Source organism: Bacillus cereus group sp. MYBK95-2, from assembly GCF_051915225.1.
Classification (GTDB): Bacteria; Bacillota; Bacilli; order Bacillales; family Bacillaceae_G; genus Bacillus_A; species Bacillus_A cereus.
On the sequence record NZ_JBQAEH010000009.1, the window covers coordinates 122,954 to 139,755 of the forward strand.

Sequence of the window (16,802 nt, forward strand, 5' to 3'; positions counted from 1 at the left end):
TGATAGTGTCTAAAGGAGGAGAAAGAAGAAAGGAAGACTCCCTTTCTTCTTTACTCCATGTTTCCTAAAGTAGCTGCCATAACCGCTTTAATTGTATGCATTCTATTTTCAGCTTGATCAAATACTTTTGAATGTTTACTGCGGAATACTTCGTCAGTTACCTCCATTTCTTTCAACCCATATTTCTCATAAACTTCTTCGCCATACATCGTTTCAACATCATGAAATGCAGGTAAACAATGTAAGAAAATCACGTTTTCATTCCCTGTTGCTTTAATCATTTTCATATTTACTTGATAAGGTTTCAATAACTCGACACGTTCAGCAAATTTTTCTTCTTCCCCCATAGACACCCATACATCTGTATAAATTACATCTGCATTCGCAACAGCTTCTTCCACATTACTTGTTATCATTACTTGTTCATTATATTTTTTTGCTAAATCAATTACTTCTTGTGCAGGCCATAAAGATTCCGGTGTACAAATACGTACATCCATTCCAACGATTGCTCCACCAACTAGTAAGCTATTAGCAACATTATTTCGCCCATCGCCAACGTAAACGAGCTTCACATTTTTCAATTTCCCTATATGTTCTCTAATTGTTAATAAATCTGCTAGTGTTTGTGTTGGATGCCACATATCTGTTAATCCATTCCAAACTGGCACACCAGAATTTTGTGCTAAAGATTCTACAGTTTCATGATTAAATCCACGAAACTCAATTCCGTCAAACATACGCCCTAACACTTTTGCTGTATCCTCTACAGATTCTTTTTTCCCAAGTTGAATATCACCTTTCCCTAAATATTCAGGATTTGCCCCTAAATCTGTACATGCTACTGTAAATGCACAACGCGTACGAGTAGAAGTTTTTTCAAATAAGAGCGCTACATTTTTACCTTCTAAATAATGATGCGGGATACCATTTTTCTTTTTCTCTTTTAATTCTGCTGCCAAATCTAGAAAATATAACAATTCTTCTTGTGTAAAATCTTTTTCTGCTAGAAAGCTTCTTCCTTTTAAATTTGGTCTAGTCATTAACATAATTCATCCCTACTTTCTCCGTTATTTATACTAAATATCTTTACGAACAATTGGCATACTCATGCAACGTGGACCCCCACGACCACGAGATAATTCCGAACTTAGCACCTCAATCACTTCTATACCGTGTTCACGTAATAACGTATTAGATACATAGTTGCGATCATATGTAACAACTACACCTGGCGCAATTGCTAATGTGTTCGAGCCATCATTCCATTGTTCACGAGCAGAAGCAATTACATCTCCTCCTCCACATGGAATAAGAACTAATTCACTTAAGCCTAATACCTCTTTTAATGCTTCCATTAAAGAAGTACGATGTGTAATTTTAAGAGTTTCCTCATCTGATCCTTTTTCTAAAATATAAATATTCATATTCCCTTTTGGCCCTTGAATGGCTGGGTGAATTGTAAACTTGTCATAATCAACCATTGTAAATACTGTATCTAAATGCATAAATGCTCGACATTTTGGAATTTCTATTGCTAACACTTTCTTAATTTTATTTTGTCGGCTAAAGAGATTTTTAGCTAAACGTTCAATTGCTTTAGCTGAAGTACGAGCAGATACTCCAATCGCAATTGTTTCTTCATTTAAAATTAGCTCGTCGCCACCTTCAATCGGAAATTTATAATCACGATCTAACCAGATTGGTACATTATGTTTTGCAAATCTTGGATGATATTTAATGATGTACTCCATGAATAATGATTCACGTCTACGCGCTGGTTCTCTCATCTTATTTATCGTTAAGCCATCGCCCACGCTAGCTGCTGGATCACGAGTAAAATATAAATTAGGCATTGGATCTAAGTAAAACGGATAGTGATCTTCCATTAATTCATATAAATGTGTCTTCTTACTTGTTTCAATTTCGTTTTTCCGTACACCGCCCATAATTTTTTGAATTAATTCTTCATTTGAAAAGGAAAGTAAATATTCTTTTAAAGTTTGATGTGCAACATTTACGTCGGCCTGTCCTTCTTTTAAAATACGATCAACAAATTCTTCTCGAAGTTTTTTATCTACTAACGCCTCAGCGGCTAGTTTTTCTAAATAAAGAACTTCAACACCCCGATTGCGTAACGTTTGTGCAAAATAATCATGCTCTTTTTGAATAATTGGTAAGTATGGAATATCGTCAAATAATAATTGCTGCAAATAATCTGGCGTCAAGTTTTCCACTTCTTTACCCGGTCGTTTTAATAAAACCGTTTGTAATTCCCCAATTTCTGAAGTAACATGTATCGGATGTTTCATTTGTTGTACCTCCTTTTAAATATGTTTGATGTCTTACAAGTACATAATAAATGCTCTGTACTTTCATCTTTGTGAAAGCATCCACATTATCATTGTGAAATATTAAACAAGTTATTTTTTTAAAATCATACGAATATGTATTTTTATAACAAACTATCTTGCTTTCTCAATAAAAAATACATATATTACGCATATATGTTGAATATTTAACTTCCGTATTTAAACAAAAATCCTGTTTTTAATTTTATTAAAAACAGGATTTTTGCATCTAAATAATTAAATTTAATCTTTCTTCTATAATCTCCCTATCTGATTTCGACTGTGAAATTATAAGGCATGTATCATTTCCACATATACATCCTATTTTTTCTTTCCAATCTAACTCATCAAATAAAACACCAATAACATGTGCATTACCAGGTAATGTTTTAATAACCATTAATTGATCTACACAATCAATTTTTACAACAACTTCTCGTAATTTTTTCTTTAACTTTATATCAGTTTGTAAATGCTCTTCTGAGAAAACTTTATATATCATTAATCCTTCTTGAGAAGGTACCTTCGTTAAGTTTAACTCACGAATATCGCGAGAAACCGTAGCTTGTGTTACTAATACATCTTTTTTTGCTAACAATTCTACTAATCTTTCTTGCTTATCTATTTCATACTCCTTTACAAATTGTTTAATTAACCGTTGTCTTTTTTCTTTTTTCATAAAAGACACCCCTTTTAATATTATAGCTCGCTATAATTTTCATCCGAAAGGGACAGAAAAGAATGTTGCGGAAACGTTCATAGTTTAACTGTAAATATTAAATCAAGCTAAATAAAAAAGAGAAGAACAATATTCTGTTCTTCCTTTTACATTGAAAATCGTTCAATTGTTTGTTTCAAATCAGTTGCTTGCTTCTCTAAATCCTTTAATAATTGATCGATTACTATCATATTTTTAGATTGTTGTAGCGTCACACGTGCTACTTCTTGCGAACCAGCTGACGTTTCTTCAGCAATTGCTGCTACAGCTTTTGTTTGTGCTCCTGTTTGATGAATATGGCTCACTTGTTCATTCATATAACTACTAATTTGCTGAGTTGCATCGGCTACTTCCATAACACTTGATGACATTTCTTTTAAAATTAATTCCGTAGCTTCCCCACGTTTCGCCTCTTCTTTAGCTATTTTCATTTGTTCTGTCATTTTCATTGCAACTTGTTGTACTTCATCTTGCATATTCCGTAATAACTGCGATATGTTTCTTGCAGAATGATCACTTTCATCAGCAAGTTTACGTACTTCTTCCGCAACAACCGCAAAGCCTCTTCCATGCTCTCCTGCGCGAGCTGCCTCAATAGAAGCATTTAGTGCTAATAAATTCGTTTGGCTAGCAATCGCACTCACAACAGACACAATATGTTCTACTTGTTTCATTCGTTCTTCTAACTTCTGTACATTTTGCATTGAATCTTCATTTTCTTTTGCCAATGTTTGAATACCTTGAATTAAAGACGTAAAGACACGAGTACTATGCCCTAAAGCTTCAACCATTTCTGAAGACAATGTATCAGACTGCTTCGCTTTTTCTTCTACTTCACTTGCAATAGAAGTCGTTGTATCAACAGCAGAAACAATTGCTTGAATTGATGCCGCTGATTGCTCAGCGCCTGAAGAAATCTCTGCAAGTGTCTCAGATACACCTTGCGCTTGTCTCGTTGCTTCGCCTGTTTGTTTTCTAATCTGCTGTACTTGATTATTTGTATACGAAAATGTTGTATCAATATTTTTTACCATGCCCCTTAAGTTTCCTAACATCATATTAAATGCAACACTTAAAGATTTAATTTCATCATCTGTCTTCGGTAATGGAACATCTTCACGAATATCACCCTCAGCTGCTTTTCTTGCCGCCTCCTCTAACTTGCGAAGCGGTTTAATTAAAAATACTGCTGCTCCATATGCTAAAATTCCAGACCATACTACCCCTAATAACATAACGATAATATTATATACAGTTTGACTTACATAACTTTGAAAATAATCGTATATCACGTAAATAAAAAAGATACTTGTTGAATATGTAATGAAAGCTAAAACTGTAGTGAATAGCATAAGTTGTGTACGTAATCCAAAAGAAAATGTTTTTCTTTCTTTTTCCATCTTCCCTTTCCCCCTTTTTATAAGCAATATAAATACTACCTATATATTATTATCCATATTTTCATTATAGAAGGATATAGGGATTTTAAAAAATATTATTTCTTTGAATATCAAATTGCACGAAAAAAATAAAGGATTCTGACAATTTGTGACTAATAACAGAAATAAGGGGCAACATTTGTAAAATAATTTGTAAAATATATTTTTAACTGGGGGTTTTGTATGATTCAAGTTCGAAATCTGGTAAAATCATTCGGTTCACTTGATGTGTTAAAAGGAATTGATTTAGAAGTAAAAGAAAAAGAGGTTGTTGTTTTAATTGGTGCCAGTGGTTCTGGTAAAAGTACATTACTTCGCTGTCTTAACTTTTTAGAAATGTACGATGAAGGCGAAATTCACTTACAAGGTGAGCGAATTGATCCAAAGCATTCAAATTTAAATAAAGTCCGCGAAAATGTCGGCATGGTTTTTCAGCACTTTAACCTCTTTCCTCATATGACCTCACTAGAAAACATCATAGAAGCACCTATTCACGTAAAAAAATTAGAGAAAGCAAATGCAAAGGATATTGGAACTCAACTTCTCCAAAAAGTCGGCCTTCAAGATAAAGCGGATGTAACTCCTCATCTTCTTTCAGGTGGTCAAAAACAGCGCATTGCCATTGCACGAGCTCTTGCAATGAGCCCTAAGATTATGCTATTTGATGAGCCTACCTCAGCTTTAGACCCTGAACTTGTTGGAGAAGTATTGCAAGTTATGAAAGAACTTGCTGAAGAAGGGATGACAATGGTTATTGTTACTCATGAAATGAATTTCGCAAGAGATGTAGCTGATCGCGTCATCTTTATGGATGATGGAAAGATTGTAGAAGATGCTCCGCCAGCACAATTTTTTTCAGCTCCATCACATGAACGGGCAAAACAATTTTTACGCAACGTTTTATAATGTAACTTTTGTTTCAAACCAAAAGGAATACATTCATACGGTGCACAACTAATCATCCAAATAAAATATTTCAATAACATACTAAAAAACCATCCGTATGATCAATATATAGGAGGGGTTTTATGAAAAGGAAACTATTAACCATCGTTGCTAGCATTACACTATGTACATCTTTCATACTAGGAGCTTGTAGCAAAGAAAGCTCTACTACTTCAACAAATGGTGAAAAAGAATTTCGCTATGCGATGAGTGGACTATACAAACCTTTTAACTATAAAGAAAATGACGGCAAACTTGTCGGTTTTGATGTAGAAATCGGTGAAGCTCTTGCTAAAAAGATGAACATGAAGGCTACGCCAGTTACAAACCCATGGGAAACGCTGATTCAAGGTCTTCAAGCGAAGAAATATGATGTAATACTGGGTAGTATGGCAATTACAGAGGAGCGCTTAAAAGCTGTTAGTTTCTCAAATCCGTACTATCGCTCTGGCGCCCAAATTTTTGTAGCTAAAAAGAATAACGCTATCTCTTCTCCAGAAGATTTAAAAGCTAAGAAAATTGGTGTTGTAAAGGCTAGTACCTTTAAAAATCTTGTTGCAAAATATACAGATCAAATCACAGAATATGACAGCGATATTACTGCTCTTATGGATTTAGAGCCTGGGCGTGTTGACGCAGTAATTACAGATCAAATGGTTGGTCTACGTATGATAAAAGAAGGAAAATCGAATATAAAAGAAGCTGGAAAACCATTAAATCTTGATGAAATGGGAATTGCTATTCGCAAAGATGATAAAGAAATGGTTGAGAAAGTAAATAAAGCGTTAGATGAAATCATTAAAGATGGTACGTATGAAAAGATCAGTAAAAAATGGTTCGGGCGTAATATTCTCGGTGAAGAGGAAAAAACGAAGTAAGTTAGCCATTCAAAAGATTCATAAACAGTGCCCCACTGATTAAATATTCATTTGATGTGGGGCACTTCATTCTCTACTAAAATCTATACAATATGAGGTGAAACGCATGTTTGAAATTTTTATCTCTACCTATCCCACACTCTTAAAGGCTACTATTGTCACATTACAATTAACATTAACCTCCCTAGTACTCGGTTCATTAATTGGATTATTATTTGCTTTCTTTCGAATCTCGAATAATAAAGTTTTAAATAGCATTGCTCATATCTATATTGCTATTATTCGTGGTACACCTTTAATCGTTCAAATTGCCATTCTCTATTTTGGAATTACATCCGTTGTTGTTTTCACCCCTTTTTGGGCAGGTGCAATCGCTTTAGCAATTCATAACGGAGCATATATTACGGAAATTTTCCGTGGATCTATTCAATCCGTTGACCGGGGACAATTAGAAGCAGCTCGCTCTTTAGGCATGCCTTATCCTTTAGCTATGCGACGAATTATATTACCACAAGCATTTCGTCTGTCTCTTCCTCCTCTAGGAAACCAATTTATTATCGGATTAAAAGATTCTTCACTTGTTGCTTATGTAGGAATGTCCGAATTATGGGGTTCAGGTTTATCAATTGCAGCAGGTAATTTCCAACAATTAGATACTTACATAATCGTTGGTGCATACTATCTCATACTTGTTCTTCTATTTACTTATTTTGTTAATCTTTTAGAAAAACGACTACAACGAAAAGAAACTAACTCCGTCCAAGTCCATAAAAGGAATAAAAAGGAAGTTTCTTTATAAGAAAAAGCAAGCCTGAGATGGCTTGCTTTTTCATTGCAAAAATATATTAATTTTTACTGATTTACTTTTTTAATACTCTTTTCTTCTTCTATATGTTCCTCACGATATGAAATATTATGAGGATCTAGTCCATTTCCTAAAGAACCATAGAAATGCTCTCTATGCGGATCCACTAATTCACTTCCTTGATAATACACACGTGGTGTATTCCATAGCGCTGCCAAAGCTTTTGTCATCGGCATCTCATGATAGCGTTCCGGCCACATTTCTTTAATCTTCTCTTTTACTAACGGATAGTATTTAGAACTCATAGCGGGAAACAGATGATGTTCTGTATGATATGAGAAATTGAAATGTAAAACGTCTACCCAGCGCGGCACTGTTACTGACAAACAGTTTGCTAACGGATCATTTACTGGAACAATTGGATTTAAGCGGTGATTTGTTGCGATATATGCCATTACAATAAAGTTAGCAATTAACAACGGAATGACATATGCAAATAACCATTTTCCAGGTCCCATAATAAACAATAAACTAATCCAAACTGTCCAAGGCAAAAGAAGTTGAAGCCATACAGATTTTTGATTGGATGACTTGAACTCTTTTATAAAATGAAAGAACATTCGAGTCGAATGCAATGTAAATTGAATTGTTAGTGACAAAAAACTAAAGAATGAACGTACATGTAAAGGCATACGATATACCCAACTCAAAAACTTACTCTTCTTAAGTTTCTCAAGTGTCGGCCATGCATCTGGATCATTCTCTTCATGCTGTGTATGAACATGATGCGTTGCATTATGCCACTTTCTCCAAAGCTTTGGCCCTGTTGATAATGGCATAAATGCGATCGCGCCTAAGAAGTCACGAAGCCATGCCTTTCTTACAACAGTTCCATGTAAAATTTCATGCCCTAAAAATCCTAGTGAAGCAAAACATAATCCAAGAACAATCGCAATTCCTAGATTCGCCCACACATTCAATTCAAATACACCAATCGATATTAACCCCGCCAATGCCACAAGCAAATAAGCCAATCCACCAAATAAACGAGTAGGCACTGGTTTAAATGCTTTTTTCGGCAAATGTGGTGATACACGTGCTGCATACCACCCAAACGTATGAAGCTCCTTCATCCTTTTGCTCCTTTCTTATGCCGCGCCTTGCGCAACTTACATATATCAATTCTTGCTTCCAGATTGATTTTACTAGATGATCCAAAAAGCATCTATTATAAGGAAAATATACTCACTCTATCGTCACTTATTTTTCGCTTTTATTATCAATGAAAAACATTTCTCTTTTTACTCTCTATCAACCTTTCCACATGATGAATCATAACAATAGAATTTCTATATTGTCAACACCTTTTATGACCTAGTAATAAAAGGTGGTTATATTTTTATAATCATACTTTATTTCACTAAAGAAAATGTATAGATTCCATAAGGATTTACCCACTATATATAGACATTTTCTTAAACGCCATAGACTCTATCTCATTCAATAACTCCCTATGTAATCAACAAACAGAATCACTTGAATTTAGTTTTATATAAATCCTACTACATCATAATGCCCCACCTAATTAATTATATTAAAATAATTTATAACCTCTTTTAATAAAAATAGACTACTTCTAAAACAACACACATGAATTTCATATAATATGGAAATATTAAAAGGAAAATTGTTCTAAAATCAGGAGGTTTCCGCAATGACAAGTGATACATTTCCACAACTGCCGCTATCTTATTGGATTGAATCTACTCAGTTTCCTACTTTCCCTCGTTTATCCGAAAATATAAAGACGAAAGTTGCTATTATCGGTGCTGGTATTACAGGTATTACTACTGCCTATTTACTTGCAAAAGAAGGCATCGATGTTGTTTTAATTGATTCTGGTCGTATTTTAAATGGAACGACTGGGCATACAACAGCGAAAGTAACAGCACAACATGATCTTATTTATGATGAATTAATAAATCATTTCGGTGTAGAAAAGGCCCGGCTTTACTATGAATCAAATAATCAGGCTCTACAATTCATAAATAAAACTGTTCAAACATATAAAATCGACTGTAATTTCTCAAATGAAGATTCATATTTATATACAACTACTGATAACGGATTAAGAAATTTATCGAAAGAATATGAAGCTTATCAAAAATTAAATATACCTTGTGACTATGTTCAATCTCTATCGATTCCTATTCCAGTACAATCTGCGCTTGTAATGAAAAATCAAGCACAATTCCATCCCCTTCTTTATTTAAAAACACTTTTAGAAAAGTTTGTGGAGATGGGCGGAAAGGTCTACGAACAAACAACAGCTATGGATGTGGAAAAGGGCGATTATTCACAAATAATTACAAAAGAGGGCCATCATATCACTTGTGAATATGTCGTCTCTTGTTCACATTTTCCTTTTTATGATGCGAATAGCTTTTTCTTTACGCGAATGTACGCAGAACGCTCCTACGCTCTTGCAATAAAAGCAAAAACGGAGTATCCAGGTGGCATGTATTTAAGTATTGATGATCCAAAGCGCTCCTTACGCTATATAACAAACAATGGAGAAAAATTAATTTTGATTGGCGGAGAGAGTCATAAAACAGGTCAGGGAATAAATACGATGCTTCATTATGAAGCACTCTATTCTTTTGCTGAAGCCACTTTTGGAATAGATGAAGTTCCTTATAGATGGTCAGCACAAGATTTAATTACTCTAGATAAGCTTCCTTATATCGGACATATTAACGAAAGAAATCCAAATATATTTGTTGCAACTGGATATCGCAAATGGGGAATGACAACTGGAACTGCTGCCGCTCACCTACTGAAGGACTCCATCCTAAAAGTTCACAGTCCCTATAAAGAACTGTATGCACCATCACGCTTCCATGCAAATCCAGATATAAAAACGTTCCTCTCCCAAAACATTGATGTTGCGAAACATTTAATTGCAGGAAAGATTGAAACCGCATTACGTAAGCCAGAAGATCTCGAAGTTGGTGAAGGATCTGTCGTACATGTTAACGGTAAACGAGCAGGTGCTTATAAGGACAAAGAAGGAAAATTACATATCGTCGATACAACTTGTACACATCTCGGCTGTGAAGTTGAATGGAATAATGGTGATTGTACTTGGGATTGCCCTTGCCATGGTTCTCGTTTTTCAATTGAGGGAGACGTTCTTGAAGGCCCAGCAGATCAACCGTTAAAACGAGTTGATAATGAGTAAACAAATAAAGAAGTTCAACAAAATTACTGTTGAACTTCTTTATTTGTTATAAACCCTTTTCAGATAAAATTCGACACAAGGAGGAAAATATTAACATTAAATAAAATAATATATTCATCTACAAATTAAAAGGGGTGAATATTATGCAACCTTCAGCTCCACCTCATCTAGAATCTACAGAAACTATCTTTCCAAGCTCTATTACAAAACTTGTTGTTTTTATTTGTTGGCTAGCCATTTTAGCTGATGGATATGATTTAGGTATTTACGGTGCCGTTCTACCAAAGCTCCTAGAAGACAAAAGCTGGGCGCTATCACCAGCGCATGCTGGTACAATTGCAAGCTATGCTTTATTTGGGATGTTTATTGGGGCTATTCTAGTTGGAACGATTACAGATCTAATTGGGCGTAAATGGACGCTTATATGCTGTTTAGCACTTTTTTCTATCACAATGGGTTTAGCGGCTATCACTCCTTCTCCTGAGTTATTTGGATTATCTCGATTTATAGGAGGAATCGGATTAGGCGGTGTTATCCCAACAGCTTCAGCACTTACTGTTGAATATTCACCAAAAAAAAGGCAATCTTTTATTTATGCTCTTATGTTTACTGGCTATCCTTTAGGTATCGTGTTAGGTGCTATTTTGTCCATGCTTATGTTAGAAGATTTCGGATGGAGAATTATGTTTGGTATCGGAATGATTCCACTACTCCTCATTCCTTTCATTATTCGCTATTTACCCGAGTCCATTCAATTTTTATTATCACGTAATCGCCAAGAAGAAGTGAACCAAATTCTTAATCGTTTTCAAATTGAATTTCATGTAAAAGATAAAACTCATCAAGACCCATCTACTATACGAAAGAAAAATGGATTTTTTACTTTATTCTCAAAAGAATACATAAAAGCAACGCTACTTTTTTGGATCACTTATATAATGGGAATGTTTTTAATATATGGTTTAAACACTTGGTTACCACAGATGATGCGCCAGGCAGGATATCCTCTTGGGTCTAGTCTGTCATTTCTACTTATGCTAAATATTACCGCAGCTATCGGCGCACTATTCGCTGGAGCAATTGCTGATCGTATAGGAGCAAAAATCGTTATTAGCATCTCTTATCTTATGGCAGCCATATGTATCGGACTATTAACAATCAAACCATCTGTTACAATCATTTATCTTTTAATTGGCCTTGCTGGTATTGGATCAGTCGGTATTACTCAAATATTAAATGCATATGTAACACAATACTTCCCATCACATATCCGAGCTACCTCCTTAGGCTGGGGACTGGGGCTTGGCCGAGTTGGTGCAATTGCTGGCCCAATTCTCGTCGGTATTATTATGACAATGCAATATGACCTAGCATGGAATTTTTACTTATTCTCCTTTGCAGGTCTTATCGCAGCTATATCTGTTTTCTTCATTCCTACAAAATAAAAAGAGCACAAACTTACTTGTGCTCTTTTTCATATGCTTCAAACAACATATCTCGAAACAATGTATTTAAACTCTCAATATCGATTCCTGATCCCTTTTCAATTCCTTTTACATATTGCTGATAGTAATGAATTTGTTCTTCTAAAAATTGATTTAGCACCTTAATTTTCAATCCAACATCTAATTCAGTACCTGCTTTTTTCTTTATTAACAACTTTTCAATTTCATCTAATACGCTACGTTCTAATGATAATTCTGTAATTAATCGATCAAATTCTACAGGAGGTAAAGTCGTTTTCTCTTCTAGCCACTTACAAGCTAAAATGGGACGTAATACATAAAAGTACTTTTTCAGCTTTACATTCTCATCTTGCAAAAATTCACGATAATTTTTCGACGCCATATGTAAATAATGATATATCGTTGCTTTTGGATCAAAATTCTTCTCACTCATCTGTTGAAGTAGTTCTGGAAAATTAGAGTTTTTCGAATAAAAAATTGGTGATCGAATCCACTCAAGTAAAGCAGGATTCGACTTCGCGAATAGTTGCAACGCCTTTTTAATATCCCAACCACTTATATCTAAATCATCACTAATTGGATATTCAATTACATCTCGTTTGTCATGAATTGATAAATACCATTCTACCGGATGTATATAAACAAACCTAACATCATAATCGCTATCTTTCGATGGAAACCCCCAAGCACGACTCCCTGATTCCACCGCAAATAAAATTTTTACATCATTCTCTTTTTCAATTCTTTCTAACTCCAACTCGATTTTCTCTCTCATTTCATAACATCTCCATTTTTTGATTATTTCCTTGGAAATTCGACAATACACTATTAATTTTACTACATACTAAAAAAACTGTCAGAAATTACTGACAGCCTAATGAAACGTCTATTGTTGCTTTTCAATTACAGTAGCAGCAATTCGTTCAAACTCTTTTTGAATCTCCTCTTTATATGCATCTACTATTGAAAAATCCATAGCAGCAATATAAATTCGTTCTAATTTATCACGAACCGATTTTGCTTTCGCTAAGAAAGACATCGCCTCATTCATTTTTGCTTTATATTGAATGGAGACATCACGAATTTCCTTCGCATATTTCTCATCCGTCCCTGGCGTAACAATAAGGGCATACATATCAATAATTTCATCACCCTCGCGACTTGGAAAATATTCATGTGGTGCGGTGCTATCAAAAATTGCAAATCCTAATTCTCTTACGATAACCATATCAAGACTATTCGGGTCAAATCCGCAATGATATACTTCAACTTCAAACCCTTTTTCTTCAGCTGCCTTAGCTAACTTTTTGAGCATCGTTGATTTTCCAGAGCCTGGGCGCCCTTTTATAAAATAACGATGTGGTAACCCTTCTGTTAAATTAGGAACAAAATCAACTGCTCCTTTCGGTGTAGCAGCTCCTAAAAAACGATGTTTTACAAGCGATTGTCTCCCGCTTTTATCTGCAAATAATTTCTGGATTAGCTGATTGGTTAGTTCATTTGCTTTATTAAAATCTATATTATCAATATATATCTTCTCCCACTCATCATGTATAACCAATGCCTCTTTAAAACGTGCGTAAGCAGACTGAAAAGCTTTGCTTGCTTCTGAAACAAATCTTTCAATTTCTAACTTCTGCTTTCTTAGTTTATCTGAGTCCCAAGCAATTCCTAAATTTATATACTCTTCAACAACTCCTGGCATTTTTGGCTCAATAACATGCGGCGATGTCCCATCAACAATTCCTACTTTTAATTTTGGGATAATTACACCATCAACCGATTTATTATCAGAAGAACAATGTAAAAATTCAATATCATATCCTTTTTCAATCCATTCACGACCTATTGCCTTTATTAAAGAAGATTTTCCCGTTCCTGGGCCACCCTTTAAGATAAATAATCTGTCTAATCCTTTTAAATTCTCTTCGTATAAATTGTGAAATCCCCTAGCTGTATTACCACCAGCATAATAATTTAATACATTTCCTGTCACTGCACTCACTCCTTCGCAGCATTCTATTTACATAAGCTACAATATGCGAGCAGCTTTATTTGGGTGAATACCTATTTTGTATTGCACGCAAAAAGGAAATGAATTACAATTTAACTATCGGAAAATTCCGATTTTAAAAACTGAATACTTCTTTATCAAGAGAGGCAGAGGGACCGGCCCTTTGAAGCCCAGCAACCTCAGTTTATACAAACTGAATAGGTGCTAATTCCTGCAAAATGCAATGCATTTTGGAAGATAAAACCCAACTAGCATGTAAAGCTCATCTTTCTTGATACTGAAGGATGAGCTTTTTATTATTTGAAAAACATATATTGGAGGTATGTAAAATGAAAGTAATTGATTTATCACAAACATTTGAAAATAATATGTCTCAATTTCCTGGAACACCTAAAATACAACTAGAAGCTGTTACAAGTGTTGAAGAATCAGGATATCAAGTTACAGATTTTCATTCTGTCGTTCATGTTGGCACGCATTGTGATGCTCCTGCGCATTTTATTTCAGGCGCAACGACCATCGATCAATTACCGCTGGATCAATTTGTAGGTGAAGCTGTTCTTATAGATGTAACACATATTCAAGAGCGAAAATTACCTAAGACAGTATTGCATAATACTGACATAAAAGAAGGTGATATTGTTATTTTTCATTCTAATCTATCCACAAAATGGAATACAGAAGCTTATGAGAAGGAAGCATTTTATCTTTCTGAAGAATTAGCTAAAGAACTAGTGCGATTAAAAGTAAAATCTATCGGTTTAGATTTCATTTCCCCTGATGAAGTCACAACAGAAACATCACCGATTCATCACATATTACTAGGGAATGATATTTACTTAATTGAAAACTTAACAAATCTAGATGCTATCGAAGAAAAACGTTTCTTTTTCTCAGCAGCACCTTTAAAAATTAAAAATAGTGACGGTGCTTTCGCAAGAGCATTTGCTGTTATTTTTTAAACATAGCCTATAAAAAAAGCAAAGGCCACTACTGGTCTTTGCTTCTATATTTTCTATTTAAATTAAGAAAGAATTGTTCCACACGAGGACGCACCCAAGCTAAACAATCTATCTCTTTCTTCTTTGTGCAAGCTATCTCTTCTCCATCTACCATTTCAACAAGTTCTAGTTCTAACAGTTGCCTCGTGAATGCTAACATATTCACTTCTTCGGATGGATACTCTTCTTTTAATTTCTCCTCAATTTCCCCCAATAAAAAACCGTCACGCATCATTGCCAATGCATCAATCCAAAGTGGCGGCATTTCATATTTTTCTCCTGTAATTGTATCTTTTACAATATAATTCTTTTGCTCTTTTCGAAATTGAATCGTGTGTAAACATACAGTCGAATTTAATGTTAATTCCATCATACCACCTCTTTCATAATATCTGCATAGAAAAAAGGATGCGTGTGCACCCCTTCTTATCTTTTCATAACACTACTGAACCGCTACATGAGCAATCAATCTCATGTCGATATTTTCCTCCATTATAAACGAAGTATTTTATAAAAAAAACCCTTCTTGAAACATTTTATAAAATGTTTATATTTACACAACAAGAACACTTTTCTGAAAAATCTTTTCTCCCAATACATTAAAAGGTCGGCAAAAAAATTTCTACTTTCGTTCCTACTCCTACACTACTTTGGATCGTGATACTCCCTTGATGTTCCTTAATAATTTTATATGTAATCATTAATCCAAGTCCTGTACCAGTCTCCTTTGTTGTGTAAAACGCCTTGCCAATTTTTTCTAACTTCTCATTCTCTATACCAAATCCTTGGTCTTCAACAGAAATACACAAATGTCCTTGCGTTTTTTGATATGCACGGATATGAATTTCTCCACCCTCTGGCATTGATTCTATTCCATTTTTAATGATATTTAATAACACTTGTTTTAATTGCTTATCATCACCGTTTATAGCCGGTAAATTCCCATCTACTTGTAAATGACATTTAACTCTATATTGCGTTGCATAACTTTCCATTAGATGCACAACATATAGAAGGATGTCTCGTATATTACACCTTTCATAATTTGTTGGCTTTGGTTTTCCTAACAACATCAATTCACTAACAAATCCATTGACTCTTTCAATTTCTTGTAGCATAATGTCGTAGCTCATCGTATCAGTTGGATTTCTTTCTTTTTGCATTTGCGTAAACCCTTTTAACGCTGTTAACGGATTTCGAATTTCATGAGCAATTGTTGTAGACATAGTCCCAATCACAGCTAAATTTTCCGTCTCTTTCATATTGTTCATCATTTCAACCACTGTTCTTACATAAGATTGAAATCGTTTTAATAAAGAATGTGAAATAATGAAATAAAATACACATAAAACAAGTGGAATTATCACTTTTAAATCTTGTAATAGCAATGTGAAAAATACGTACTTTCCAATTACACTAAAGGACACTAAATAAAAGTATTTTCTATTCACGAAAACTGGGGCAAATAAAATTAATAACATTTCTACCATACTGCCATGTTCAAAAGGTCTATCCGTTCGCAAATAAATCATTAAATTATTCACAAGATTGATAAACATGTACCCAAATAAAAATAAATATTTTACAGAATATACATACCCTCTTTTTTGAAGATATATAGAAATAGGAAATAATGCTATTACAAATATAGGCACACCTATCCCAAGACTACCTTCTGGCCAACCTACCGCTGTTCCACTAATATTCATAGCAGGATATACAAAATAATATATAGCGTCATATAAAAAGAATATAATATAAAATAATAATATAAATACCTTTAAGGCTCTTCTTTCTTCATAAATCAAGCTCTTGTATTTATTCATATAAAAACTCCCCTTGATCGATACAAAAAACTTTCATTGTTATCTCCTTAAAGTATAAGTATGAAATTGCTTTCAGGGCAATATTTAACCTTATAATACTGAAAGGAAGGAGATCTCT

14 protein-coding genes, 2 pseudogenes and 1 riboswitch are annotated in these 16,802 nt (G+C 34.2%); of the genes and pseudogenes, 6 read left to right on the forward strand and 10 right to left on the reverse strand.

The features are described from left to right. Positions 1-50: 50 nt before the first annotated feature. The 5 genes and pseudogenes from argF to ACTFN4_RS24460 form a co-directional block, all read right to left on the reverse strand. Positions 51-1,049, reverse strand: a complete 999-nt coding sequence (gene argF, locus ACTFN4_RS24440) for an ornithine carbamoyltransferase (RefSeq protein ID WP_000930289.1) — start codon at positions 1,047-1,049, stop codon at positions 51-53. 30 nt (positions 1,050-1,079) lie between these two features. Beyond that, positions 1,080-2,312 (reverse strand): arginine deiminase, encoded by a 1,233-nt coding sequence (gene arcA, locus ACTFN4_RS24445; protein ID WP_000682331.1) that lies wholly within the window; start codon positions 2,310-2,312, stop codon positions 1,080-1,082. Between the two features lie 268 nt (positions 2,313-2,580). Continuing rightward, positions 2,581-3,030 carry an arginine repressor gene (argR, locus tag ACTFN4_RS24450; protein WP_000711826.1) on the reverse strand — a complete coding sequence of 150 codons (450 nt, stop codon included), beginning with the start codon at positions 3,028-3,030 and terminating at the stop codon, positions 2,581-2,583. A gap of 146 nt (positions 3,031-3,176) precedes the next feature. Continuing rightward, positions 3,177-3,749: pseudogene (locus ACTFN4_RS24455) on the reverse strand (methyl-accepting chemotaxis protein); the annotation flags it as partial. A 369-nt stretch (positions 3,750-4,118) separates the two neighbouring features. Beyond that, a pseudogene (locus ACTFN4_RS24460) lies at positions 4,119-4,469 on the reverse strand (HAMP domain-containing protein); the annotation flags it as partial. A gap of 222 nt (positions 4,470-4,691) precedes the next feature. Here ACTFN4_RS24460 and ACTFN4_RS24465 point away from each other — a divergent pair. From ACTFN4_RS24465 to ACTFN4_RS24475, 3 genes are all read left to right on the forward strand, one after another. Then, positions 4,692-5,414: an amino acid ABC transporter ATP-binding protein gene (locus tag ACTFN4_RS24465; protein WP_000616925.1), complete on the forward strand. Its 723-nt coding sequence runs from the start codon at positions 4,692-4,694 to the stop codon at positions 5,412-5,414. Between the two features lie 122 nt (positions 5,415-5,536). Then, on the forward strand, positions 5,537-6,331 hold the full coding sequence (locus tag ACTFN4_RS24470; RefSeq protein ID WP_063535556.1) for an ABC transporter substrate-binding protein: 795 nt from the start codon (positions 5,537-5,539) through the stop codon (positions 6,329-6,331). Between the two features lie 106 nt (positions 6,332-6,437). Continuing rightward, positions 6,438-7,130: an amino acid ABC transporter permease gene (locus tag ACTFN4_RS24475; protein WP_439962929.1), complete on the forward strand. Its 693-nt coding sequence runs from the start codon at positions 6,438-6,440 to the stop codon at positions 7,128-7,130. A 53-nt stretch (positions 7,131-7,183) separates the two neighbouring features. Here the strand turns inward: ACTFN4_RS24475 and ACTFN4_RS24480 are convergent, their stop codons facing one another. Further along, positions 7,184-8,269, reverse strand: coding sequence for a fatty acid desaturase family protein (locus tag ACTFN4_RS24480; RefSeq protein ID WP_000661226.1), 1,086 nt, complete (start codon positions 8,267-8,269; stop codon positions 7,184-7,186). A 581-nt stretch (positions 8,270-8,850) separates the two neighbouring features. Here ACTFN4_RS24480 and ACTFN4_RS24485 point away from each other — a divergent pair. After that, positions 8,851-10,377, forward strand: a complete 1,527-nt coding sequence (locus ACTFN4_RS24485; protein WP_000199986.1) for an FAD-dependent oxidoreductase — start codon at positions 8,851-8,853, stop codon at positions 10,375-10,377. A 143-nt stretch (positions 10,378-10,520) separates the two neighbouring features. Continuing rightward, positions 10,521-11,822, forward strand: coding sequence for an MFS transporter (locus tag ACTFN4_RS24490; RefSeq protein ID WP_001183085.1), 1,302 nt, complete (start codon positions 10,521-10,523; stop codon positions 11,820-11,822). Positions 11,823-11,835: 13 nt separating this feature from the next. Here the strand turns inward: ACTFN4_RS24490 and ACTFN4_RS24495 are convergent, their stop codons facing one another. Together ACTFN4_RS24495 and ACTFN4_RS24500 are read right to left on the reverse strand one after the other, a co-directional pair. Beyond that, entirely contained in the window at positions 11,836-12,618 is a 783-nt protein-coding gene (locus tag ACTFN4_RS24495; RefSeq protein WP_439962931.1) for a nucleotidyltransferase domain-containing protein, read from the reverse strand. A 111-nt stretch (positions 12,619-12,729) separates the two neighbouring features. Continuing rightward, positions 12,730-13,839 (reverse strand): PRK06851 family protein, encoded by a 1,110-nt coding sequence (locus tag ACTFN4_RS24500; protein ID WP_000147462.1) that lies wholly within the window; start codon positions 13,837-13,839, stop codon positions 12,730-12,732. A 149-nt stretch (positions 13,840-13,988) separates the two neighbouring features. Beyond that, positions 13,989-14,101, forward strand: a riboswitch (SAM riboswitch). A gap of 85 nt (positions 14,102-14,186) precedes the next feature. Between ACTFN4_RS24500 and ACTFN4_RS24505 the strand changes: the two genes are divergently transcribed. Continuing rightward, positions 14,187-14,819, forward strand: a complete 633-nt coding sequence (locus ACTFN4_RS24505; RefSeq protein WP_000862981.1) for a cyclase family protein — start codon at positions 14,187-14,189, stop codon at positions 14,817-14,819. Between the two features lie 28 nt (positions 14,820-14,847). Here ACTFN4_RS24505 and ACTFN4_RS24510 read toward each other — a convergent pair whose 3' ends face one another. Beyond that, on the reverse strand, positions 14,848-15,228 hold the full coding sequence (locus ACTFN4_RS24510) for a hypothetical protein (RefSeq protein WP_000424116.1): 381 nt from the start codon (positions 15,226-15,228) through the stop codon (positions 14,848-14,850). Positions 15,229-15,457: 229 nt separating this feature from the next. Continuing rightward, on the reverse strand, positions 15,458-16,684 hold the full coding sequence (locus tag ACTFN4_RS24515; protein ID WP_001046103.1) for an ATP-binding protein: 1,227 nt from the start codon (positions 16,682-16,684) through the stop codon (positions 15,458-15,460). Positions 16,685-16,802: the final 118 nt, after the last annotated feature.